This window comes from Algiphilus sp., from assembly GCF_965216485.1.
GTDB lineage: Bacteria > Pseudomonadota > Gammaproteobacteria > Nevskiales > Nevskiaceae > Algiphilus.
In genome coordinates, this window is sequence record NZ_OZ244162.1 from 3,217,444 (window position 1) to 3,239,294 (window position 21,851).

General features: G+C 65.9%; 19 protein-coding genes. 9 read left to right on the top strand and 10 right to left on the bottom strand.

Translation table 11 applies throughout. From position 1 onward, the window contains the following. Positions 1-4 precede the first annotated feature (4 nt). The gene (locus ACOOFO_RS14860; protein WP_420427529.1) at positions 5-1,048 is read right to left on the bottom strand and encodes a type IV pilus twitching motility protein PilT; all 1,044 of its coding nucleotides are present in this window, start codon (positions 1,046-1,048) and stop codon (positions 5-7) included. A 57-nt stretch (positions 1,049-1,105) separates the two neighbouring features. Between ACOOFO_RS14860 and ACOOFO_RS14865 the strand changes: the two genes are divergently transcribed. The 5 genes from ACOOFO_RS14865 to ACOOFO_RS14885 all read left to right on the top strand — a co-directional run bounded on the left by ACOOFO_RS14865 (position 1,106) and on the right by ACOOFO_RS14885 (position 4,890). Further along, positions 1,106-1,804, top strand: coding sequence for a YggS family pyridoxal phosphate-dependent enzyme (locus ACOOFO_RS14865; RefSeq protein ID WP_420427530.1), 699 nt, complete (start codon positions 1,106-1,108; stop codon positions 1,802-1,804). A 41-nt stretch (positions 1,805-1,845) separates the two neighbouring features. Beyond that, positions 1,846-2,511 carry a ribose-5-phosphate isomerase RpiA gene (rpiA, locus tag ACOOFO_RS14870; RefSeq protein ID WP_420427531.1) on the top strand — a complete coding sequence of 222 codons (666 nt, stop codon included), beginning with the start codon at positions 1,846-1,848 and terminating at the stop codon, positions 2,509-2,511. A 43-nt stretch (positions 2,512-2,554) separates the two neighbouring features. Continuing rightward, entirely contained in the window at positions 2,555-3,085 is a 531-nt protein-coding gene (locus tag ACOOFO_RS14875) for a DUF4399 domain-containing protein (protein ID WP_420427532.1), read from the top strand. Positions 3,086-3,092: 7 nt separating this feature from the next. Next, entirely contained in the window at positions 3,093-3,860 is a 768-nt protein-coding gene (locus ACOOFO_RS14880; RefSeq protein WP_420427533.1) for a 3-hydroxyacyl-CoA dehydrogenase, read from the top strand. Positions 3,861-3,993: 133 nt separating this feature from the next. After that, entirely contained in the window at positions 3,994-4,890 is an 897-nt protein-coding gene (locus tag ACOOFO_RS14885; protein WP_420427534.1) for an HDOD domain-containing protein, read from the top strand. A gap of 59 nt (positions 4,891-4,949) precedes the next feature. On the opposite strand, the gene ACOOFO_RS14890 is transcribed toward ACOOFO_RS14885, so the two are convergent. Beyond that, entirely contained in the window at positions 4,950-6,266 is a 1,317-nt protein-coding gene (locus tag ACOOFO_RS14890) for a nucleotide sugar dehydrogenase (protein ID WP_420427535.1), read from the bottom strand. A gap of 406 nt (positions 6,267-6,672) precedes the next feature. Here ACOOFO_RS14890 and ACOOFO_RS14895 point away from each other — a divergent pair, with 406 nt between their 5' ends. From ACOOFO_RS14895 to ACOOFO_RS14905, 3 genes are read left to right on the top strand one after another with little or no spacing between them, the layout of a single operon-like run. Further along, positions 6,673-7,653, top strand: coding sequence for an NAD-dependent epimerase/dehydratase family protein (locus tag ACOOFO_RS14895; RefSeq protein WP_420427536.1), 981 nt, complete (start codon positions 6,673-6,675; stop codon positions 7,651-7,653). Positions 7,654-7,660: 7 nt separating this feature from the next. Further along, positions 7,661-9,040 carry a glycosyltransferase family 2 protein gene (locus tag ACOOFO_RS14900; protein ID WP_420427537.1) on the top strand — a complete coding sequence of 460 codons (1,380 nt, stop codon included), beginning with the start codon at positions 7,661-7,663 and terminating at the stop codon, positions 9,038-9,040. Then, the gene (locus ACOOFO_RS14905; protein WP_420427538.1) at positions 9,040-10,899 is read left to right on the top strand and encodes a tetratricopeptide repeat protein; all 1,860 of its coding nucleotides are present in this window, start codon (positions 9,040-9,042) and stop codon (positions 10,897-10,899) included. The genes ACOOFO_RS14900 and ACOOFO_RS14905 overlap by 1 nt, the downstream gene beginning before the upstream one ends. A gap of 15 nt (positions 10,900-10,914) precedes the next feature. On the opposite strand, the gene ACOOFO_RS14910 is transcribed toward ACOOFO_RS14905, so the two are convergent. The 7 genes from ACOOFO_RS14910 to prpB form a co-directional block, all read right to left on the bottom strand. After that, the gene (locus ACOOFO_RS14910; protein WP_420427539.1) at positions 10,915-11,322 is read right to left on the bottom strand and encodes a PaaI family thioesterase; all 408 of its coding nucleotides are present in this window, start codon (positions 11,320-11,322) and stop codon (positions 10,915-10,917) included. Beyond that, the gene (locus tag ACOOFO_RS14915) at positions 11,319-12,731 is read right to left on the bottom strand and encodes an amidase (protein WP_420427540.1); all 1,413 of its coding nucleotides are present in this window, start codon (positions 12,729-12,731) and stop codon (positions 11,319-11,321) included. The genes ACOOFO_RS14910 and ACOOFO_RS14915 overlap by 4 nt, the downstream gene beginning before the upstream one ends. A gap of 61 nt (positions 12,732-12,792) precedes the next feature. Further along, on the bottom strand, positions 12,793-13,458 hold the full coding sequence (locus ACOOFO_RS14920; RefSeq protein WP_420427541.1) for a DUF6989 domain-containing protein: 666 nt from the start codon (positions 13,456-13,458) through the stop codon (positions 12,793-12,795). Continuing rightward, positions 13,455-14,351, bottom strand: coding sequence for an alpha/beta fold hydrolase (locus ACOOFO_RS14925; RefSeq protein WP_420427542.1), 897 nt, complete (start codon positions 14,349-14,351; stop codon positions 13,455-13,457). The genes ACOOFO_RS14920 and ACOOFO_RS14925 overlap by 4 nt, the downstream gene beginning before the upstream one ends. 69 nt (positions 14,352-14,420) lie before the next feature. Then, complete coding sequence (locus ACOOFO_RS14930; RefSeq protein ID WP_420427543.1) at positions 14,421-14,990, bottom strand: TMEM165/GDT1 family protein; 570 nt, start codon at positions 14,988-14,990, stop codon at positions 14,421-14,423. Between the two features lie 54 nt (positions 14,991-15,044). Continuing rightward, positions 15,045-16,202 carry a bifunctional 2-methylcitrate synthase/citrate synthase gene (prpC, locus tag ACOOFO_RS14935; RefSeq protein ID WP_420427544.1) on the bottom strand — a complete coding sequence of 386 codons (1,158 nt, stop codon included), beginning with the start codon at positions 16,200-16,202 and terminating at the stop codon, positions 15,045-15,047. A gap of 43 nt (positions 16,203-16,245) precedes the next feature. Continuing rightward, on the bottom strand, positions 16,246-17,124 hold the full coding sequence (gene prpB, locus ACOOFO_RS14940; protein ID WP_420427545.1) for a methylisocitrate lyase: 879 nt from the start codon (positions 17,122-17,124) through the stop codon (positions 16,246-16,248). Positions 17,125-17,289: 165 nt separating this feature from the next. Between prpB and ACOOFO_RS14945 the strand changes: the two genes are divergently transcribed. Next, on the top strand, positions 17,290-18,231 hold the full coding sequence (locus ACOOFO_RS14945) for an alpha/beta hydrolase (RefSeq protein WP_420427546.1): 942 nt from the start codon (positions 17,290-17,292) through the stop codon (positions 18,229-18,231). 70 nt (positions 18,232-18,301) lie between these two features. Here the strand turns inward: ACOOFO_RS14945 and ACOOFO_RS14950 are convergent, their stop codons facing one another. Next, a complete protein-coding gene (locus tag ACOOFO_RS14950; RefSeq protein WP_420427547.1) occupies positions 18,302-21,790 on the bottom strand; it encodes a beta strand repeat-containing protein in 3,489 nt (1,162 codons plus the stop codon). Positions 21,791-21,851: the final 61 nt, after the last annotated feature.

The following is a 21,851-nucleotide window of genomic DNA, read 5'->3' on the forward strand; positions in this document are numbered from 1 at the left end:
GTCTCTATCCGCCCGCGAAATCGGCTTTGGAATTGGCGTAGGCGCGCGCCTCGCTGTTGCTCACGATGCCACGATCCACCAGCTTCTTGAGGTTCTGGTCGAGGGTCTGCATGCCCTCCTTGCCGCCGGTCTGAATCGAGGAATACATCTGCGCGATCTTGTTCTCGCGGATCAGGTTCCGGATGGCGGCATTGCCAATCATGATTTCGTGCGCAGCCACACGACCCCCGCCCTTCTTCTTGAGCAGCGACTGTGAAATCACCGCACGCAGCGACTCGGACAGCATGGCGCGCACCATATCCTTCTCCGCCGCCGGAAAGACGTCGACGATACGGTCAATGGTCTTGGCCGCGGAACTGGTGTGCAAGGTGCCGAAGACGAGGTGCCCGGTCTCGGCCGCCGTCAGTGCCAGACGGATGGTCTCCAGGTCGCGCAACTCGCCGACGAGCACCACGTCCGGATCCTCGCGCAGCGCCGAGCGCAGCGCCTCGTTGAAACCCAGCGTATCGCGGTGCACCTCACGCTGATTGATCAGGCACTTGTTGGACTGGTGTACGAACTCGATGGGGTCTTCGATGGTGAGAATGTGCCCGTATTCGGTCTTGTTGATGTAGTCGATCATCGCAGCCAGTGTGGTCGACTTACCGGAACCGGTGGGCCCGGTCACCAACACAATCCCGCGCGGCACGTCAATGATCTTCTTGAACACTTCGGGCGCGTTGAGGTCCTCCAGGGTCAGGATGGTCGACGGAATCGTGCGGAACACGGCGCCGGCGCCGCGTGCCTGATTGAAGGCATTGACACGGAAGCGGGCAAGCCCCTGCACCTCGAAGGAGAAATCGGTCTCGAAATGCTCGTCGTAATCCTTGCGCTGCTTGTCGGTCATGATGTCGTAGATCATGCCGTGCACCTGGTCGTGCTCCAGCGGCGGCAGGTTGATGCGCTTGACGTCTCCGTCGACCCGGATCATCGGCTCGACACCTGCCGAGAGGTGCAGGTCGGACGCCTTCTGCTTGACGGCGAAGGTCAGCAACTGCGTGATATCCATGCCGTTCCTGGGTCCCTTGTTCTCTGTAATGTGATCGCCAGACTATAGTCCTCCGCCATGACTGACCACACCTCCGTGATTCCCGAACGGTTGCAGGCGCTGCACGAACGGATCGAATCGGCCCGCCTGCGCGCCGGAACCCTGCAAGCCGTGACCCTGATTGCGGTGTCCAAGCGCCAACCGGTGGAAGCAATTCGCGCCGCTGCAGCGGCGGGGCAGCGCAGCTTCGGCGAGAACTACGTACAGGAAGGGATGGAGAAGCGCGCCCAGATCGCCGACGCCGATCTCTGCTGGCATCACATCGGCCCCATTCAATCAAACAAGTGCCGCGACATCGCCAGCGCCTTCGATTGGGCCCAGGGCGTGGACCGCGAACGCATCATTCAGCGGCTGGGTGCCGCGCGCCAGGAGCAGGACACCCCGCTCTCGGTCTGCATCCAGGTCAATATCTCGGGCGAGGCCAGCAAATCCGGCGCCGCGCCGGAGGCCGTGGAAGGGCTGTGCGCAGCCGTGCTCGACCAGTCAGGCCTGCAGTTGCGCGGACTGATGGCCATCCCCGCGCCGCGCACGGCCGGTGGTGATCCGGAGCGCGACTTCGCGGCCTTGCGCGCGCTCTACGAACGCCTGCGCGACCGCGGCCTCCCCCTGGATACGCTGTCGATGGGCATGAGCGACGACTTCGAAGCTGCCATCGGAGCCGGCGCCACCATGGTGCGCGTGGGCAGCGCCCTGTTCGGTCCACGCCCGCAGGGGTGACATTCGCTATCCTCCACGCTCTCCCGCAATCCAGGTGAACCATGTCGCAGGACGACGCCAAGCGCAGAGCCGCGGAAGCCGCACTGGCCTATGTGCACGAGGGTGACACCATCGGTGTCGGCACCGGCTCGACGGTCAACCATTTCATCGACCTGCTGGATCAGAAGGGACCGCGCATCGAGGCCGCCGTGTCGTCCTCGGAAGCCTCCACCAAGCGCCTGCGCGCCTGCGGCATCAAGGTCCGCGACCTCAACCAGGCCGGCGCACTCGATCTCTACGTCGACGGCGCCGACGAAGCCGACCCGCATCTGCGCCTGATCAAGGGCGGCGGCGGGGCACTCACCCGGGAGAAGATCGTCGCCGAGGCCAGCCGACGCTTTGTCTGCATTGTTGACGCAAGCAAGTGTGTGCGCGTGCTGGGCGACTTCCCGCTGCCGGTCGAAGTCATTCCGATGGCGCGCTCGATGATCGCGCGCAAGCTCGTCGGCATGGGTGGGCAGCCCAAGCTGCGTGAAGACTGCACCACCGACAACGGCAACGTCATTCTCGACGTGACCGGCCTGCGGTTGACCGATCCGGTAGCGGTCGAGCAGGAGATCAATCAATGGCCCGGCGTGGTCTGCGTCGGTCTTTTTGCCCGGCGCGGCGCCGATCTGCTCATCGTGGGCAGTGCCTCCGGCGTCGAAACCCGCCAAGCCGCATCCTGACAGCCCGCGAACGCGCGACGCGTTCCCCAAAGGAGGAAGTGCCATGACCAACAAAGTCTTGATTCCCGTCACGCTCACCGCCGTTGCGCTCTGGCTCAGCGCGTGCAGCCCGGAGCAGGACAGCGCCGAGGGCAACACCCCAGCCGCTGCGCCGACCGAGCACAGCCAGCATGCGGCCGCCAAGCCGGCCGCCGAGGACACGCTGCCCGCCGGCCGACAGCCAGCGCCTGCCGATGCGCGCGTCTACATCATCTCCCCCGCCGACGGCGCCACCGTCACCAGCCCGGTCACGATTCAGTTCGGCCTGGATGGCATGGGCGTAGCCCCTGCGGGCATGCACAAGAAGCACACCGGTCATCACCATCTGCTGGTCAACGTCACCGATTTCCCGGTCGACCGCCCGCTGCCGAGCAGCGAGCAGTACATCCATTTCGGTGGTGGCCAGACCCAGACCACGCTGGAACTGGCGCCCGGTGATCACACGCTCAAGCTGGTCATGGGCGACTGGAAACACCAGCCGCACGATCCGGTCGTCGCCAGCGAAACCATCACCATCACCGTCGTAGAGGAGTAACACAGGGATGCAGATTGCCAATCACAGCTTTCTCGTTACCGGCGGGGCCTCGGGCCTCGGCGCGGCCAGCGTGCGTCGTCTCGCCAGCGCAGGGGGCCACGTCATCATTGCCGATCTGAACGAGGAAGCCGGCGAAGCGCTGGCCAGCGAGCTGGGCGAGCGCGCCCGCTTCGTACGCTGCAACGTCACCGACGCCGGGGAGGTACAGAGCGCCATCGATCTGGCCGGCAAGGCCTTCGGCGGTCTGCACGGCGTTGTGCAGTGCGCCGGGATCGGCTACGCCGAGAAGGCGGTACACAAGGAAGGGCCGCACGATCTGGACCGCTTTACCAAGGTCATCCAGATCAATCTGATCGGCACCTTCAATGTGCTGCGGCTGGCCGCGGCGGTGATGTCGGAGCAGACCCCGAACGAGGGGGGCGAGCGCGGCGTCATCATCAACACGGCCTCCGTAGCGGCCTTCGATGGACAGATCGGCCAGTGCGCCTACTCGGCCTCCAAGGCCGGCGTCGCCGGCATGACCCTGCCCGCGGCAAGAGATCTGTCGCGCAGTGGCATCCGCGTGATGACCATTGCGCCGGGTCTGTTCGAGACCCCGATGCTGCTGGCACTGCCGGAGGAAGCGCAGCAATCGCTGGGGGCCTCGGTGCCCTTCCCTTCGCGCCTGGGCAAGCCCGCCGAGTACGCCGACCTGGCCGCCCACATCGTGGAGAACGCCATGCTCAACGGCGAAACGATCCGGCTCGACGGCGCCCTGCGCATGGCGCCGAAGTAGCACGCTCCGGGTCGCGCGCGGCGGTCGAGGCCATGGCCGCCGCGCGCCCCATTCTCCGCACTTTGCTACGGCTTGATCGCGGCCTTCCGTCGTCGGCGGCATCCGTCGCGGCACCGATACCGATCATCGCCCCATGCCGGGTTCCGCAGCCATGCCGCGACACACTCCGGCCATGGACGCAACCGCCGCAGCACACAAGCTCGATAACGAACCGGCTGCCATCGCAGAGGCCCTGCGCGGGCATGTAGCTGCCGGCAATGTGGTTCTGCCCACCCTCCCCGACCTGGCGCTTCAGATCAACGATCTGACCCAGAGCGACAAGGCTACGGCGGCCAATGTCAGCGCGGCCATTGCCCGCGACCCGGCCATTGCGGCGCGCATCATCCAGTCCGCGAACAGCGCCTACAGCGCCAGCCGCAATCGCGCGCAAAGCGTCCAGGCCGCAGTCACGCGCCTGGGACTGCAATACACGCGCAGCCTGGTCAACCGCATCTCTCTGGAGCAGATGTTCCTCGCCAGCAGCCCACTGCTGCAGCGCATCGCGCGCGACACCTGGACGCGCAGCCTGGGGGTGGCGGCGTTGAGTGAAGCCATCGCGCGCGAACGCACGGATCTCCCGGCCGACACCGCGATGCTCGCCGGCCTGCTGCACCGCATCGGCTCGCTTCCGCTGATCCGGATCGCCGATGAGAACCTGCACCTGGTCGAAGACGAGGCGGCCTTCACCGCGGCGGTCGAGCAGCTGCACCCCAGTCTCGGTCAGATGCTGCTCAAGCGTTGGCAGTTCCCGCCCCTGTTCCACGACATCCCGGTGGCGGCATCGCACGCGCAGCGTTTCCACGCCGGCGCCGCCGATCTTCCCGATGTGGTGGTTGCGGCCAAATACGGCTGGTCCATCGACCGTGACGCCGAGGCCGAGCCCACCCTGTCCGCGCTCGACCGCCTGGGCCTGGTGCCCGGGGTCAATTTCCTCGAGCGCAATGAATTAAGCGAGGCCTTCGAGCGCGCGTCCGAACGGCTGGCGATCTGAGCCGCGCCCCGCGCAAGCGTTTGCTGCCAACAGACGTTTGCTAAGTCGGACGAGTCGCCTCAGGCGCGGACAACGTTATCGAAGGGCTGCACGAAGCGCCCACGGGTATCGACGATCAGGCGCGCGTGCTGCTGGAGCCAGGGATAGTCGAAGCAGTCATGGTCGGTCGCCAGGATCACGCAGTCGTAAGCACTCAGCGTTGCTGCATCCAATGCCACCGAGCGCAGATCGAAGCGGTGCTCGCGCAGCTTGGGAAAGACCGGGACATGCGGGTCGTGATACGCATAGTCGGCGCCGTGATCGCGCAATCGTTCGAGGAGCTGGACCGAAGGCGAGAGACGCAGATCGTCGATGTTCTTCTTGTAGGCGAGGCCGAGCACGAGGATGCGGCTGCCGCGCAGCGGCAGGCTGCGCGCGTTGAGCGCATCGCTGATCTTGGTCATGACCCAGTCCGGCATGGCCGAATTGATCTCGCCCGCGAGTTCGATGAAGCGTGTATGCACACCGTATTCGCGTGCCTTCCAGGTGAGATAGAAGGGGTCGATGGGAATGCAGTGACCGCCCAGCCCCGGACCCGGGCGATAGGGCACAAAGCCGAAGGGCTTGGTGGCCGCCGCGGCGATCACTTCATGGATATCCACCCCCATGCGATCAGCGGCAATCTTCATTTCGTTGACCAGGCCGATATTCACGGCGCGATGGATGTTCTCCATCAATTTGGTCATTTCCGCGACGCGCGGACTGCTCACGGGCACCACCTGGTCGACGACGGCTTCGTAGAGGGCGGTGACCGCGCGCAGGCAATCCGGCGTGACCCCACTGACGATCTTCGGGATGGTCTGCGTCGAGAAGCTGGGGTTGCCGGGGTCCTCGCGCTCGGGGGAAAAGCCCAGGAAGAGCGTGCTGCCGATTTCGAAGCCTGCCGCCTCCAGGCGTGGCTTCAGATCCTCCTCGGTGGTACCGGGATAGGTGGTGCTCTCCAGCACGACCAGCTGACCCGCCTGCAAATGGGGCCGCAACTGCTCCATCGTATTGAAGATGAAGGTCATGTCCGGCTCGCGGTGGCGCGTCAGCGGCGTTGGCACGCAGATCAGCAAGGCATCCATGCCCGCAACCAACGAGAAGTCGATGGTCGCCTGCATCCCGGCATTGCGCGCCTGCGCCACGCGCTCTGAGCCGATGTGCAGGATGTAACTGCGGCCTTCGCTCAGCGCCTGCACCTTGTCCGGGTCGATATCGAAGCCGGTGACCGAGTAGCCCGCCTGCACGCAGCGCAGCGCCAACGGCAGTCCGACATAGCCAAGACCGACCACGCCGACACGCAGGCTGCGCTCCTGGGCGCGGGCGATGAAGGCTTCGATGTGCGAACGGGCCATGCGCGAATCTCTCATTGGGAAGGAAGGCACTGCGCACCCTACTGCAAGCCGCGTGCGCACGAGCGGGAGCCGCTCGACGGTGCCGTCCGTGGCGTGCGCCTTGCCTGCGATGGATGACGTGCCTGACCACGATTGTCGGCTTCGGAAAGGACGTTCTGCGGGGTATCGGACCACCGGCGCGTCAGGCCGGACAGAAGGCCATGACTTCCTTGGACCCGCGCTGGACAATTCTGCTGGCGTTGTGTCTTGCCGTCGCGCGATCTGGATGGGGACGTCAAGGCGCAGCAACCTGCCTGAGCGGCGGGCAAAGGGCGACATCCCCGCGTCGTACGACATGGTCGGAAACGGGTCTCGCACTCGCCTACTCCGGCCTGGCTTCGAAGCTACCAAAGGAACAAGGGTAGGCATGAATATTCTCATTACTGGTGGCGCCGGCTTCATCGGATCCCATCTCGTCGACTGGCATCGCGCCCAGGGCGATCAAGTCCAGGTCGTCGACGACCTGAGTACCGGCTACCGCGAGAATCTGCGCGCCTACCAGCAGGACCATGCCGTCACGCTGACCGTGGCCGACCTGCTCGACTGGGATGGCCTGGACGAAGCGGCCGCCTGGGCCGATCGCATCTATCACCTTGCCGCCGTGGTCGGGGTCCACCGCGTGCTGGCCGATCCGCTGCGCTGCCTGGATGTCAACGTACAAGGCACGCGGCGGGTCCTCGAAGCCGCCGCCCGCGCCGGCACGGCAACGCTGATCGCCTCCAGTTCGGAGGTCTACGGATTCAATCGCAACGCTTCCTTCTATGAGCACGGCAGCCTCGTCCTGAAGTCCGCGGACTACGAGCGCTGGAGCTATGCCATCGCGAAGATGATGGACGAGACGCAGGCCGTGATCTTTGCCAAGCGCCAGGGTCTGCCAGTGGTGACCGTGCGCCTGTTCAACACGGTCGGCCCGCGCCAGGTTGGCGCCTACGGCATGGTGGTCCCCAATTTCGTGCGTCAGGCGGTGGCCGGCGATCCGGTCACCATCTTCGGCAACGGACAACAGACCCGCGCCTTCTGCGACGTGCGCGACACCGCACGCGCACTGAGCCAGCTGAATGGCAACCCGGAGGCCTTCGGGCGCATCGTCAATGTCGGCCATGACCAGGAAATCACCATCCAGGCACTGGCAGAACGGGTGGTGGAACGTGCGTCCAGCCGCTCGCCGATCTGCCACAAGAGCTATGCCGAGGCCTACGGCATGGACTTCCGCGACATCGACCACCGCTCTCCCGATTTGACGCTGCTCTATGCCATCACCGGCTTCTGCCACGAATGGAGCCTGGACCGGACGCTGGATGATCTGATCAAGGCCGAGCGCACCCAGCGCGCGCGGCGCGCCGCCTGAGAACGCCATGGCCGCTCCGACCTTCTTCGTCATCAGCCCGAGCACCCTGCTCAGCGTGATCGGCTTGTTCCGTGGGCCCAAGCCCACTCCCCCGCCCGTCCAGAGCGACTGGCAGCAGCAGCTGCGCGTGCGCGTGATCATTCCCGCCTTCAACGAGGAATCGACCATCGCGCTGTGCCTGGATTCACTGTTCCAGCAGACACTGCAGCCGATGGATGTACTGCTGATCGACGATGGCAGCAGCGATCGCACGGTGGAAATCGCGCACAAGTACTGCGAGGCCAACGGGGTGGTCATTCGCATCGTGCGGCGCGGACGCTCCCTGGGCAAGACCGCCGGCGTCCGGCGCGAGTCCGAGGATGAACGAGTGGACGTGGAGTTCGTGCTCGACGCGGACACCGTGCTGGAAAGCCCAGATTACCTGGCGCGCTGCGTGGAGGAACTCTATCGCGTACCGGGACTGGCCTCGGCCTGCGGCCTCGTGGTTCCGCTGCGCGAGCGCGACATCCGCAAGGCCGAGCAAAGCGCCCAGTTGCAGAGTCTGGCAGCCGCTGCTCCGGATACGGTCGGCCACCGTCACGGCTGGTTCGGACGCCTGCTGCGCGGCGTGACCAACATCTACCGCGAGGCGCTGTACTACTTCATTCAGAACGTCATCTATCGTGGCGAGCAGAACCTTTTTGGCTCCATCAACAACCCGGTGGGCTGCGCTGTCGCCTATCGCCGCGCTTATCTGAAGCAGACCATTACCGAGCTGGCGATGCGCTACGGCGACAACCTGACGACCTCGGAAGACATCTTCTTCGGACTTGCCTTCGTCTACCGCGGCTACCGCAATGTGCAGGTCTATGACGTGCAGTGTCGGTCGATGGAGCCGCCGCTGAATCGGCTCCCCAGGCAGCTTCTGCTGTGGTCCTCGGCCTGGTTCCAGTCACTCTGGTACCTGCCCAAGTTGCTGCTCAGTCCTTTCCTGGCGACGCGCCGCTTCATGCAGCGCAACAACCGCAAGGCGCGTGACGTCCGCAATCTGCGCAAGGTCGAGGACCCGTATCGCTGGCCTTGGGGCGAGGCCTACTCGCGACGCTACGGGCGCCCCATCGGATGGTCGATCTTCATGACCATCTTCGAGAAGGTGGCCTTCCCCATCACGCTGGTCGTGCTGATCTACCTGCAGTGGTGGGAAGTGCTGGTGCTCACCGTGCTGTGCGAACTGGCGCTCTACGTGGCCCTGGTCGCCCTCTTCGGCAAGGATCAGCGCTGGAATTACATCTGGAAGGGCATCGTGGCCGCGCCCATCCGCTATTTCTCCATCGTGCTGGACCTGGTGACGATGAGTCGCTTTGCCTTCGACGGTGCCACCGGGCTGCAGAGCCACTGGAAGAAGTGATGAAGCGCTCGCTGCGTGCGTTGCTCGGTGGCCTGCTGGCAGGCGCTGCACTGCTGGCGCACGCCCAGCCGCAGGCTCTGCCCGAGGGAGTGCTGGCGGCCGAAATGGCGCAGGATTGGCAGCGCGCGGCAGCGAGGCTGCAGGAGGCTTTGCTTGTCCAGCCGGAGCGGCGCGATTGGTGGCTGCGACTGGCGCAGGTCCTGGCCGCCGATGGTCAGTCCATCGCTTCGGCACAGGCGATGGTGCAGGCGGCGGAAGCCGGCCCTCCAGAGGCACACTTGCATGCCCAGGCCTCGGCCGCCCTGGCAAGCGCGGACCAGCCGGAAGCCGCCCTTGAGCAGATCCAGCGCGCCCGGGCGCTGGCACCCGACGACCGCAGCCTGCTCTGGCGCGAGGTACAGCTGGCCAACTGGGCGGGACAGCCCGACATCGCCACCGCCCGGCTCGAACAACTATGGCTGGCAGGCGACCGCGACCCGCGACTGGGCGGGCAGTATGGCGCCCAGCTTGCGCGTGCCGGCGAGACGGAACAGGCCCGCAGGGTACTGCAGACGCATCTGCGTCAGCAGCCGAATGATGCCGAAGCATTACTGCTACTGGCGCGGCTCGAATCCTGGCGTGGAAACTATCACGATGCAACGGCCGCATTGGACCGCTATCACGCCGCCGGCGGCGATACCACGGTGTACCGCAATGAAAAGGCCGCCATGCTCGGCTGGGCGGATCGCCCCTTTGCGGCCCTGGCGCTGCTCGCGCAGGGCACCACAACGGCCGAGCCCGCACCCCAACGCATGGTGGCAGAAGCCATTGCGCTCCGCCGCAGCCATCGTAACGCCGCGGCCATGGCGCGCATCGACGCCCTGCAGAGTGCACGGCAGGATGGCGTGCTGGATGCGGAGGGTCTGGCCACCTACCTGACCACTGACCTTCGCGATCAACTCGAGGCGCACGCTGTGGCCTCGCGCGACACGGACGATATCGGCATCTGGAGAAACCGCCTGCGCGGGGTGTGGTGGCCGACAGCGCATCTGCGCACCCAGGCCGCGCTGGACTGGGATCGCCATGAAGTCGACACCGCGAACGGGCTGGAAGCCAGATCCCCGGCCGCGCGCCCCGAAGCCTTGACGCTCTCGGCCGGAATCGATGGCTTCGCCGGCCCGCGCTGGCAGTGGAGCATCCTGGCAGGCCATGTTGATATCGACCAGCCGCAGAGCCAGGGACTGCTGATCGGCCAACTGGGCATTGGCTATCGTGCGAGCGATGCGCTGCAGCTGCGCCTCTCCGCAGACCGCGCGCTGCATGGCGTGTCACCGCGGGCGGTGGATCGTGGCATTGGTCGCAACGAGGTCGCCCTGTCAGCCAACTGGCGCCCCGATATGCGCTGGACCGTTGACGCGCGCATCGCCACCGCGGACTTCTTCGCCAACGCTGATTGCGCCGTCTGCAGCGACGACAACCGCCGCCAGCAATGGAGTGTGGGCGCCCAACGCGATCTCATCTACGGTCAGCAATGGAATCTGAGCCTCGGCCCCTTCGTGAGCATGACGCGCTTCGACAAGGATCTGGACAACGGCTACTACGACCCAGAGCGCTTCGACAACATCGCGCTGGCGACCAATCTCTACTTCGGAATCAACCTCGATACCGGCCTCGCACTCAGCGCTTCGCTCGGCATGCAACGCGATCACGGCCTCGCTGACCGCTACACTCCCGCCGCCAGCCTGTCCACCGTGACCACCCTGGGCATCTGGGCAGACACCATGCTGCAATTCCGTCTGGCAGGCAGCTACGGTGTCTCGCGCAACAGCGATGACTACGCCGCCATCCAGGGCGGGCTCTCGCTGGTACGCCGCTTCTAGGCGAAGACTCGCTTCTTAGCTGGCCACCAGACTCTTGGTGATGCGCGCGGTGGCAATGATGCGATCCTCACTCATCACTTCCGCATCGATGAAGACCACACGCCGGCCCATGCGAACCACGCGCGAACGGATGCGGCCGGTGGCACCGGCAGCCATCGCCCCCATGACCGAGATGTGCAGATCATGGGTGACGGCCTCGCTCTGATCGTCCAGCACACTGAGCAAGCCGGCATAGGCGCAGACGTCGCACAAGGTATAAAGCACACCACCATGCAGCATCCCTGCCGGATTGAGCTGGTTCTGCCCGACCGCGAAGCGCAGATCGCCGCAGCCCGCATCACTGTTGATCTCGGTCATGCCGAGCTGCTGATGCAGCGGCAGCGTACGTACCAGTTCCAATCGCTCCTGGCCGCGCGGACTCATAGCGCTCTCCCGTTGTGGACAGTCCACGGTGGCACCCAGCCACCGAAGCCACGCTCCAATGCTTCAGCAACCGCGACACAGACATGGTCGCGACCCGGTGCGGCAATGACCTGGGTTCCCAAAGGAAGGTCGCGCGCATTCAGTCCCAGGGGTACCGCCGTGGAAGGGAAGCCGAGCACGTTGAACAGACCGCAGTAGGCAAAGTGAAAGACACGCAGCATGGGCACGTTGTGGCGCGGTGCCGGGCTGCTGTAGGGCGGATACAGCAGGACGCCATCGCCGATGGCATCGAGCAATTCCTGGCGCAGGGATGCGGCCATGCGCAGGAAGCGGCGCCGCGGCATGGGCAACTTCTCGGCGCCGGCCAGCGCCAGCGCAGGCAGTGTGTGCCGGCTCCGTCGAAGGCTCCACTTCAGCAGCTCCCGGCCCACGGAGATGGGCGTGCCCTCGCCCAACTGGGCGGCAAAGGCCTCCGGCCCCGCCTCTTGCATGAGGGTGGACCAGATCTCGAAGGCATAGCGCAGTGAAGTGGGTTGGATCTGGCGCAGGCCGCTGCCCTGCTGGCCGAGCCACTGCGCCGCACCTGCCTGCGCCTGGCGCAGGTCGCGCCGTACACGGTGGCGACCGTCATCGACAATGCTGACCACCGGCAGCGCACTCAGATCCACCGCGGCGGGATCGCCGGTCAGACGGCCATGACACTCCGGGTCCCTGCCGTCGGCGCCGGCCAGAACACGCATCAGCGGCCAGAGGTCGCCGGCGCGGCGGCTGATCGGGCCGGTGACGCAGTTGCGATTCATGGCCCCCTGCGGCTCCGGCATCTGTCCGCTGTTCGGGACGATGCCGGGCGTCGGCTTGTGCCCGAAGACTCCGTTGAAGAAGGCGGGAAAGCGGATCGAGCCGCCGACATCCGCACCCAGGCCGAAAGGCGCCCCGCCAGCGCCGACAATGGCGCCCTCGCCCCCCGAACTGCCACCCACGATGCGGCGCGGGTCGTAGGGATTGTTGGTGCGGCCGTAGAGACGGTTGTGCGTCTCCATCCACATGCACAGCTCGGGCACATTGGTCGTGCACAGCGGAATGGCACCGGCCGCGCGCAGCCGGGCCACCGTCGGCGCATCCTGGACGGCAATGCGCCGGGCACGCTGCACCAGACCACTGGTCTGCGGCAGGCCGGCAAAGGCGAAGTTTTCCTTGAGCGTGCAGGGCACGCCCAGCAAGGGCGGTAGCGCCATATCGGAACCGGCAGAAGCGCGCTGCGCGTCGGCCGCATCGGCCTCCGCCCGCGCGGCCTCGAAGCGCGCCACGACGACCGCATTCAGACGTGGGTTCACCGCCTCGATGCGCGCGATATGGAGATCCACCAGCTGGCGCGCGGTGATGCGCCCCTGACGCAATCCCTCGGCCATTTGCATTGCGCTGCTACGCAACCAGGGCGAATCGGTGGCCGCCGCGGCGCCGGCAGAAGAATCAGAGGGTCGCGCCATATTCGATCAGGAAGTAGCTGGTGATGAGCATGCCGGTGTAGAGGACACTGGTGGCGAGCGCCACCAACAGCTGCGGCACGATGCCGCGCCCTCGGGTGGTCTCGAAGCCCCACCAGGCAGCCAGTCCCAACGCCGCTTCCGGGGGCAGTACATAGAGCGCCACGCCCCAGACGCTGTGCTCCACGCCAACGGCATGCCAGAGCGCGAGCGGATGCGCATACCACTCCGAGGAGGCAAAGAGCAGCAACGCGAGCACCACGGCGAGGACGGCCCGCAGCGCGGGCAGTCTCGCCTGACGGGCAAGCGCCACGGTCAGGAACAGCGGGATCGACCACATGCCGGCCATATACACCGGCACCGCACCGATGCGCGGGATGCCGTGGTCATGGAAGACCAGGCTGCCCACCCACTCCGACAGGATCCAGTCCGGCACCACCTGCGCCATCGACAACGGCAGCAGATAGAACCAGAGGCGAAGCCACTCGCGATCGCCGCGCCCGGCCGCCCAGGCCAGGCTGGCCACGTGATAGCCGAGCACCGCTGCCAGCAGCACCCAGCCATAAACCGCGGCGGGCGCCAGCAGGACCGCGCCAAAGGCGAGCAGTGCGAACAGCGCATGAAAGACGAGGATGCTGCGCAGGCTGATCATGCGCGCGCCTCGCCTGCCAGGAACGGCGGCCAGTTGCGGAGCGCCTCAAGCACCTGCGCCGGCGCTTCCACCTGCGGGTAGTGCCCGATGCCGGGCAGTTCCACGACATCCGGCTGCGCCACCAGTGCGCGATACCGCTCGACCATGTGCGCGCCCGAGACCGGATCGTCGAGACCGTCGATGACGCGCAGCGGAATCGGCGAATGCTGTAGCGCACCCACCCAGCGCGCACGCTGGTCGCGCCGTTCGGCCATGTAATAGATCAGGCGCGCCATGGCAGCCTTGCCGCCGTCGCGCGAGGCCAGCGTCCAGAAGACATCCAACTCCTCCGGACTGGGCTGCGTGCTGCCGCCGAAGACCGCACACAGACTGCGCGCAAAACTGGCTTTGCCCATGGCCACAGCCAGCCACGGCCCAACGGGCGAGGCCAGCAGCTTCTGCACCAGACGGGCGTGATGGGTCTCCGGAAAGAGGCCGCCGTTGAGCAGCGCCATGGCAACCGGGCGGACGGTGGCACGGCCGTCAATCAGGCGCGCCAGCCACTCCTGCGCCACGGTGTCCCCGTAGTCGTGCGCGAGCACGGTGGCTTCTTCGATCCCCAATGAAGCCAGCAGATGCTCGTGCAGATCGCATTGCTCGTGGATGCGGTAACGATGCCCGCGTGGTTTGTCACTAAAGCCGAAACCGAGCATATCCGGCGCGATCACGACATCGAAGGCCTCGATCAGCTGCGGCCAGAGCCGATGCCAGTCCCACGAGGCGGTGGGAAAGCCGTGGATGCACACCAGGGCACGCGCGCCAGACCCCACGCGGCCGTGCTGGCGGTAGAAGATGCGGTGGCCGCGAAAGTCGATGACCGTGCCGGCCGCCTGCCAGTCGGAGAGTGCCGTCATGGAACCCGCCTAGGAAATGAAGGCGCAATGTACCGAATGCAGCTCCCCCGTGTGTGGGTCGGCGGGCTGTCAGCCCAGCCAGAGCGTCAGCAGTCCCAGCACGGCAAGCAGGGCCGCGCTCACACGATGCAGCATTTGTACCGGCAGGCGCGTCGCGTAGCGATGCCCGAGCCAGATCACTGGCACGTTCACCAGTGTCATACCCAGGGCACTGCCGCCAATGACAGCCAGCGAAGCGTCCTCGAAACGTGCCGCCAAGCCCACCGTGGCGAGCTGCGTCTTGTCCCCGAGTTCCGCCACGAAGAACAGCACCAGGGTAGCGAGTAGCGCGCTGCGCGCGAGGCCGGGCGTCTCGGGGGGGGTGTCCGCATCGTCCGCCTCTGGCCACAGCATCCACAAGGCCATGCCGAAGAAGCCCACGGCGATGATGATGCGCAGCATGCCGTCGGCCACATGGCTGGCAAGCCACACGCCGACGACGCCCGCGAGCGCATGACTGGCGAGTGCTGCCAGCGCAATGCCGCCGGCCACCGCCACCCGGCGCCGAAAGCGCGCAGCCAGGGCCAGCGCGATCAGCTGTGACTTGTCTCCGATTTCGGCAAGCGCAATCAGCACTGCGGAGAGTGCGAAGGCTTCCATGAGGTTCCGAGGCGGCCCGCCGCAGCAAGCGGCGGGCCGGCAAGGTGGCGCAGACTACTTACGCTTCTTGATCGGAACGAACTTGCGATCTTCCGGGCCGGTGTAGTTGGCCGAAGGACGGATGATCTTGCCGTCGAGGCGCTGTTCGATGATGTGGGCGCTCCAGCCCGCAGTACGCGCGATGACGAAGAGCGGGGTGAACATGGCGGTGGGCACACCCATCATGTAGTAGCTCACCGCGCTGAACCAGTCGAGATTGGGGAACATCTTCTTGATGTCCCACATCACCGACTCGATGCGCTCGGCGATGTCATACATCTTCTTGTTGCCCTGTTCCTCGGACAGCTTGCGCGCAATCTCCTTGATCACCTTGTTGCGCGGGTCGGCCACCGTATAGACCGGATGACCGAAGCCGATGATGACTTCCTTGTTCTCCACGCGCTTGCGGATATCGGCTTCGGCCTCGTCCGCGTTGTCATAGCGCTGCTGGATATCGAAGGCCACTTCATTGGCGCCGCCGTGCTTGGGACCGCGCAGCGCGCCAATACCACCACAGATGGCGGAGTGGAAATCGGCGGCGGTCCCGGTCACCACGCGCGCGGTGAACGTGGAAGCGTTGAACTCGTGCTCGGCGTAGAGGATGAGGCTGGTGTGCATGGCACGCTCCCAGGCCTCGCTCGGCGGTTCGCCGTGCAACAGATGCAGAAAGTGCCCGCCGATGGAATCGTCGTCGGTCTCGGTATCGATGCGCTTGCTGTTATGGCTGAAGTGATACCAGTACAGCAGCATCGAACCGAGGCTGGCGAGCAGGCGGTCGGCGATGTCGCGCGCGCCGGCGGTATTGTGATCGTCCTTCTCGGGCAGGGCGCAGCCAAGGGCGGAGACGCCGGTGCGCATCACGTCCATTGGGTGCGAAGAGGCCGGCAGCGCCTCCAGCACGTCGGTCACCGCCACCGGCAGGCCGCGCATACGGCGCAGCTTGACCTTATAGGCGGAGAGTTCGGCGTCGGTCGGCAGCTTGCCGTGAATCAGCAGGTAGGCGATTTCTTCGAATTCGCAGTACTCGGCAAGATCCAGGATGTCGTAGCCGCGATAGTGCAGATCGTTACCGCTGCGACCCACCGTACACAGTGCGGTGTTGCCCGCGGTGACGCCGGATAGCGCGACGGACTTCTTCGGCTTGGGGCCGGATTTCTTCTCGGTATCGCTCATGAGTGCATCTCCTGCAATGGCTGAGGGGACGGCGCTTGCCGCCTCACTGCTTGGAAAAGAGGGCGTCGAGCTTGTCCTCGTAGGCGTGATAGCCGATCGAGTCGTACAGCTCTGCGCGGGTTTGCATCTGGTCGACGACCTGCTTCTGCGTGCCATCCCGCCGGACGGCTTCGTAGACCGTCTGCGCCGCCTTGTTCATCGCGCGGAAGGCCGACAACGGATACAGCACCAGGCTGACATTGGCCGATTCCAGCTCGTCGACGGTGAACAAGGGCGTGCTGCCGAACTCGGTGATGTTGGCCAGCACAGGCACCCCGACCGCGTCGCTGAAGCGCTTGTACATGTCGAGTTCGGTCATCGCTTCCGGGAAGATCATGTCGGCGCCGGCCTCGACACAGGCCGCGGCGCGATCGATGGCCGCATCCAGCCCTTCCACCGCCAGCGCGTCGGTGCGCGCCATGATCACGAAGTCCGGATCCGTACGTGCGTCAGCGGCGGCCTTCACCCGATCCACCATTTCCTGCTTGGAGACGATCTCCTTGCCCGGACGGTGTCCGCAGCGCTTGGCGCCGACCTGATCCTCGATGTGCATCGCCGCCGCGCCGGCCTTGATCATTGCACGCGTGGTCCGCGCCACATTGAAGAAGCTGGCGCCGAAGCCCGTGTCCACATCCACCAGCAAGGGGGTATCGCAGACGTCGGTGATGCGGCGCACGTCGACCAGCACGTCCTCCAGACCGGTGATGCCCAGATCCGGCAGGCCCAGGCTACCCGCCGCCACCCCGCCCCCGGAGAGGTAGATAGCGCGAAAGCCGGCCCGGGTGGCGAGCAGCGCGTGATTGGCGTTGATCGCGCCGATGACCTGCAAGGGTGATTCTTGCTGGAGCGCAGCACGAAACCGGGCGCCTGCGGATTGCTTCATGGAGTTCTCCCTGCGGCGGCCCGCAACCGTGCGTGGTGCCGGACGGGCCGATGATTCGAAGCCGGCAGTCTAAACAATTCGGCTGCCGGGACGTACTACAACAAAGGGTAGGGTCGGCTGAGGTACGCTGGCTGGCCAACCCATAAACGGCCTAGGAGATCGCCATTGGCCCTTGCCCCGGACGTTCGCGCCTTTCTTGACCAACTGGAGGCCGGCGGCGCACCTCCCTTTCATACCCTCGCGCCAGAGGACGCTCGGGCTGCCTATCGTCAGCTCTTTGCCCTGCTACCCGCGGACGACGCCGAGATTGGTGGCACCCGCGAGCTCGAGATCACCACGCCGCGGGCACGCATTGCGGCCCGGCTCTACCTGCCGGCCGAACCGGAGGGTCCACCGCCCGTGCTCATCTATTTCCATGGCGGCGGTTTCGTCGTCGGCGATATCGATACCTACGACAGCCTATGCCGCGCTCTATGTGCGGGGAGCGACTGCGCCGTGGTATCGGTGGAGTACCGTCTCGCCCCGGAGCACCGCTTCCCAGCCGCCAGCGAGGACTGCCTGGATGCGACCCGCTGGATTGCTCAGCAGGCCGAACAGCTGGGACTGGATGGTGCACGCATCGCTCTGGGCGGTGACAGCGCCGGAGGCAACCTGGCGGCGGTCACGGCGCAACGACTGCGCGACGAAGGCGGTCCAGCCGTGCGCGGGCAGTTGCTGATCTATCCCGCCACGGCGGTTGGCGACACCCCCACCGCCTCGATGCAGGACAACGCCGAGGGCTATCTGCTGACCCGAGCGGATGTCGAGAACTTCGCCGCGCACTACCTGGGCGATGCCGCGGGCGATCACCCGCACGCATCCCCGCTGTTGGCCACCCGTTTCGACCAACTGCCGCCTGCCCGTGTGGTGACCGCGGAATACGACCCACTACGCGATGAAGGCCAGGCCTATGCCGATGTACTGGAAAAGGCCGGCGTAGCGGTCAAGCGCGCGCATCACGCGGATACGATCCACGGCTTCGTGACCTTCTTCACGCTACTTGCCAGCGGCCGCAGCGAGGTCGACGCCAGTTGCGAATGGCTGCGCGAGGTACTGCACGCCGCCTGACCTGCAGCGCGCACAAAAAAGGCCACCAGCCGGAGCTGGTGGCCTCAATGCGACATCTCTTGGAGAGAGCCTACTCGCTGGAGCCGTCGTCAAAGATGATTCGCAGCCCTTCCTGCGGTAGTTCGAGGCCCTGCGGTGGCAGCCCGGTCTGGGTCCCTTCGGCATCGACGGTATCGAGCGCGGCGCGCACCGACGTCGGATTGCCGTCGTCGGCCCCCAACCGCGGAGAAGTCCCGTCGCAGGCACTCAGGCAAGCTGCGGCAAACACCGCGGCGGCGGCGACCCAGCCCCGACGGCGCGGTGCGCCGATCATGCCGAGCGCAAGCAGGGGTGCGCCCGCACCGCCGGCGAGCAGGGCAAGCTGACTGCTGCCGCTTTCGCTGATTGCGCCGGCGCTCGATACGTTGCCTGCGGCAACGTCGACGGCGATCAGGTAGCTCTCGGAAGCGCCCGCGGGGATGACGCGCGGCGGGTCGAAGGTCACCGTGAAGCGGCCCGCGGCCAAGTCCAGGTTCACCGTGGCATCGGCAACGACGCTTTCACCACCGTCGACCACCCCGTTGCTGTTGGTATCGAGCACGAGCCGGGGATTGTTCAGCCGACCCTGCACGTCGCCCACGCTATCCAGCGCGCCGCTGAAGCCATCGACGCGCAGGTTTTCGTCGCTGCCAACAGGGTTGCTGAGCGAGAAGGCCAGCAGTGGCACATCGACATCACCCGCCGTGACCGTCAGTTCATCGACACTGCGGTTGTTGGTGGCCACAGCAACCGGACCAGGCACACGCTCAAAGGCGCCGATATCGCAGCCGCCATCGGCGGCGTCCTCGCGCGGTACCTCGCGCTGGTCCACCCCGTTGACGCGCATACCGGCGCACACGGCATCGTCGGCCGCGTCAATGGCCGGGCTGCCATCGTTGAGTGCGTGCGTCTGGGTGCTGCCGCCGTTGGCGGCGAGCATGCCGATCATCGGATCGATGTCGCTCTGGTTGTTGCTGCCGCTGATGCTGGCACCGCTGCTGTCGGCAACGAGCGTGAAGCTGGCACTCACCGCACCGCTGATATCCGGTCCGGCGCCAGTGGCGGTATTGCTGCCGATGAGGCTGTTGCTAAGGCTGACGACACCGGTGTCTGCATTGAGCACACCGCCACCATCTCCGGTGGTGTCATTGTTCGCCACCGTGGTGTTGATCAGGGTCAGGTCGCCGGTGGGCTGATTGAACAGGCCACCGCCACCGTTGCCGCTGGCAGCATTGCCCGAAATCGTGCTGTTGACCACGATCATCTCGGCTTCGCTGAAGTTCCACAGACCACCGCCCTCGTTGGCCGCGGTATTGCCCGAGGCGGTGGAGCGGTCGATGAGGATGGTCGCGTCCCCGCCAGTGACGTGGAAGGCGCCGCCATTGCCCGGGCTTGGCCCGACACTGTTGCCCTGCATGCTGAGCCGGGTCAGCGTGATGCTGCTGGCGCCACCGCTGTTGTTGTCCTCGATGCCGCCACCGGCACGCACTGCAGTGTTGTCGCTCACCGTACCGCCGGTCACCGTGAGCTCACTGCCCGTGTTCAGAATGCCGCCGCCGCTGCCGGCGGCACCGGTAGCGCGGTTGCCCGTGACCATCGAGTCGGTCACGCGCAGTGCACCGGCCAGGTTGAACAGGCCGCCACCGCCCTGATCCGCGTCCGCGCCCTCGGCAATATTGTTGGCAATGCTGCTGTTGGCTACCGTCATCGTGCCGGCGCCGTTCCACAGACCGCCGCCCTCGGCGGAGGCCGTGTTGCCGGACACCGTCACATTGCTGAGGCTGGCGTCGCCGGCGCCCGTAATGTGCATGCCGCCGCCGTTGCCGGGAGCAGCCCCGGCGGTATTGTTGCTCAGCACAAGCCCGCCGGAGAGGTCGGTGGTGGTGTTAGGCGTGGCCTCGATGCCGCCGCCGGCGCGAATCGCGCTGTTGCCGGAGATTTCGCCGCCGCTGACCACCACGACGCCGCGATCGGGCATGGCCGAATCCGGCCCCAGGTTGAAGATGCCGCCACCGCTCCCGGCGGCGCCCGTAGCGCTGTTGCCCGAGATCGTGACCGCGTTCAGCTCAACCCGGCCGGTGTTGTTGAAGATTCCGCCACCGCCATCGTCGGCGGCCGCACCAGCCGCCTCGTTGTTGGTGATGACGGTGCCGTCCACGCTCATCAGGCCTGCGCCATTCCACAGGCCGCCACCTTCGCGCGCAGCCGTATTGCCATCGATGGTGCCGCCCGTGATGCTCACGTTGCCGCTGCCGGAAATATGCAGACCGCCGCCGTTTCCGGGTGCATCGCCAGTGCTGTTGCCGGACAGCGTGACATTGCTCAATGTGGTGCTGGTCGCGCCTGTGGTCTCAATGCCCCCACCCGCGCGATTGGAGCTGTTGCCGGTGATGGCAGTGTCGGTGACGGTGACGGAGCCGGTGCGCACATCGGAACCCTTGTTGAGGATGCCGCCACCGCTGCCGGCGTCGCCGTCGGCGCTGTTGGCGCTGATGGTCGCGCCGGTAATCGTGACAGTGCCTTCATTATTGAAGACGCCGCCGCCGCCGTTGGCAGCATCGTCACCGCTGGCGCTATTGCCCGAAATGGTCGTGCCGGTAATCTGCATCGTTCCGAAGCCGTTCCACAGGCCGCCACCTTCCGCCGCAGCGGTGTTGTCGGAAACCTCGCCGCCCGTGATGGTGGCGTCACCCGCGCCGGTGATGTGCAGACCACCCCCGTTGCCGGGCATCGGTCCGGTGGCGTTGGCGTTGAGCGTGACGTCATCAAGCGTTGTGGTCGAGTTGGCCCGCGCCTCGATGGCACCGCCCGCACGCTGCGCGCTGTTGTTGTTGAACAGCGTCCCAGTGACCGCCAGCGTTCCGCCTTCGTCATTGAAGATGGCGCCGCCGCTACCCGAACCCATGGGCGCGCTATTGCTGCTGATCTCGCCGCCGTTGATGGTCAGATTGCCGGCGTTGTAGATCGCGCCACCACCCTGGTTGGCCGCCATGCCGTTGGCGACGCTGTTGTTGATGTCGACCGCGTCCAGCGACACGCTGGAGCCAGCACTGACCACGATGGCGCCGCCGTTGTCCGCGCTGCTGCCGTTGGTCACGGAGAGATTGGCGATGGATACGGCCTGCGCGCTGCCGACTCCACCGGCTGCGTCGATGACGAAGGCCTGAATGCCGTTGGCGTCGATGCTGACCGTAATCGGCGGCAGATCGGCGGAACCATCGATGAGGAGATCATCATTGATGCGCAGCGGCCCCTGCGCTGGATCGAGGGTGACCGTCGCGTTGACGTCCAGCAGTCCCGGATCGAAGCCGATGGTGTCGCCGTCTTCCTCGCCGGCCGGGGCGTCACCCACGGCACTGTTGGTGCGGGCAGCCTCGACCGCCTCGCGCAGCGTAATGCCGTCGCCCGTTGCGACGTCGTCGTCGAGATTGGTGACCACGTAGTCGGTAGCCATTGCCTGGCCGGCGAGCAACACACCGCCCATCAGCAGTGCCGACTGCATACCGCGCCGCCGCAGCGTCCCTGTTCTTCTGCTTTCCATCCGGAATCTCCCTTGTACTCGTGTGCGAAGCCGGGATTGGAGCAAGCGAAGCCGCCTGTCT

Coding starts and splice junctions, on each gene's coding strand:
- ACOOFO_RS14860 (WP_420427529.1), bottom strand. CDS start 1,048: ATGGATATCACGCAGTTGCTGACCTTCGCCGTCAAGCAGAAGGCGTCC.
- ACOOFO_RS14865 (WP_420427530.1), top strand. CDS start 1,106: ATGACTGACCACACCTCCGTGATTCCCGAACGGTTGCAGGCGCTGCAC.
- rpiA (WP_420427531.1), top strand. CDS start 1,846: ATGTCGCAGGACGACGCCAAGCGCAGAGCCGCGGAAGCCGCACTGGCC.
- ACOOFO_RS14875 (WP_420427532.1), top strand. CDS start 2,555: ATGACCAACAAAGTCTTGATTCCCGTCACGCTCACCGCCGTTGCGCTC.
- ACOOFO_RS14880 (WP_420427533.1), top strand. CDS start 3,093: ATGCAGATTGCCAATCACAGCTTTCTCGTTACCGGCGGGGCCTCGGGC.
- ACOOFO_RS14885 (WP_420427534.1), top strand. CDS start 3,994: ATGCCGGGTTCCGCAGCCATGCCGCGACACACTCCGGCCATGGACGCA.
- ACOOFO_RS14890 (WP_420427535.1), bottom strand. CDS start 6,266: ATGGCCCGTTCGCACATCGAAGCCTTCATCGCCCGCGCCCAGGAGCGC.
- ACOOFO_RS14895 (WP_420427536.1), top strand. CDS start 6,673: ATGAATATTCTCATTACTGGTGGCGCCGGCTTCATCGGATCCCATCTC.
- ACOOFO_RS14900 (WP_420427537.1), top strand. CDS start 7,661: ATGGCCGCTCCGACCTTCTTCGTCATCAGCCCGAGCACCCTGCTCAGC.
- ACOOFO_RS14905 (WP_420427538.1), top strand. CDS start 9,040: ATGAAGCGCTCGCTGCGTGCGTTGCTCGGTGGCCTGCTGGCAGGCGCT.
- ACOOFO_RS14910 (WP_420427539.1), bottom strand. CDS start 11,322: ATGAGTCCGCGCGGCCAGGAGCGATTGGAACTGGTACGTACGCTGCCG.
- ACOOFO_RS14915 (WP_420427540.1), bottom strand. CDS start 12,731: ATGGCCGAGGGATTGCGTCAGGGGCGCATCACCGCGCGCCAGCTGGTG.
- ACOOFO_RS14920 (WP_420427541.1), bottom strand. CDS start 13,458: ATGATCAGCCTGCGCAGCATCCTCGTCTTTCATGCGCTGTTCGCACTG.
- ACOOFO_RS14925 (WP_420427542.1), bottom strand. CDS start 14,351: ATGACGGCACTCTCCGACTGGCAGGCGGCCGGCACGGTCATCGACTTT.
- ACOOFO_RS14930 (WP_420427543.1), bottom strand. CDS start 14,990: ATGGAAGCCTTCGCACTCTCCGCAGTGCTGATTGCGCTTGCCGAAATC.
- prpC (WP_420427544.1), bottom strand. CDS start 16,202: ATGAGCGATACCGAGAAGAAATCCGGCCCCAAGCCGAAGAAGTCCGTC.
- prpB (WP_420427545.1), bottom strand. CDS start 17,124: ATGAAGCAATCCGCAGGCGCCCGGTTTCGTGCTGCGCTCCAGCAAGAA.
- ACOOFO_RS14950 (WP_420427547.1), bottom strand. CDS start 21,790: ATGGAAAGCAGAAGAACAGGGACGCTGCGGCGGCGCGGTATGCAGTCG.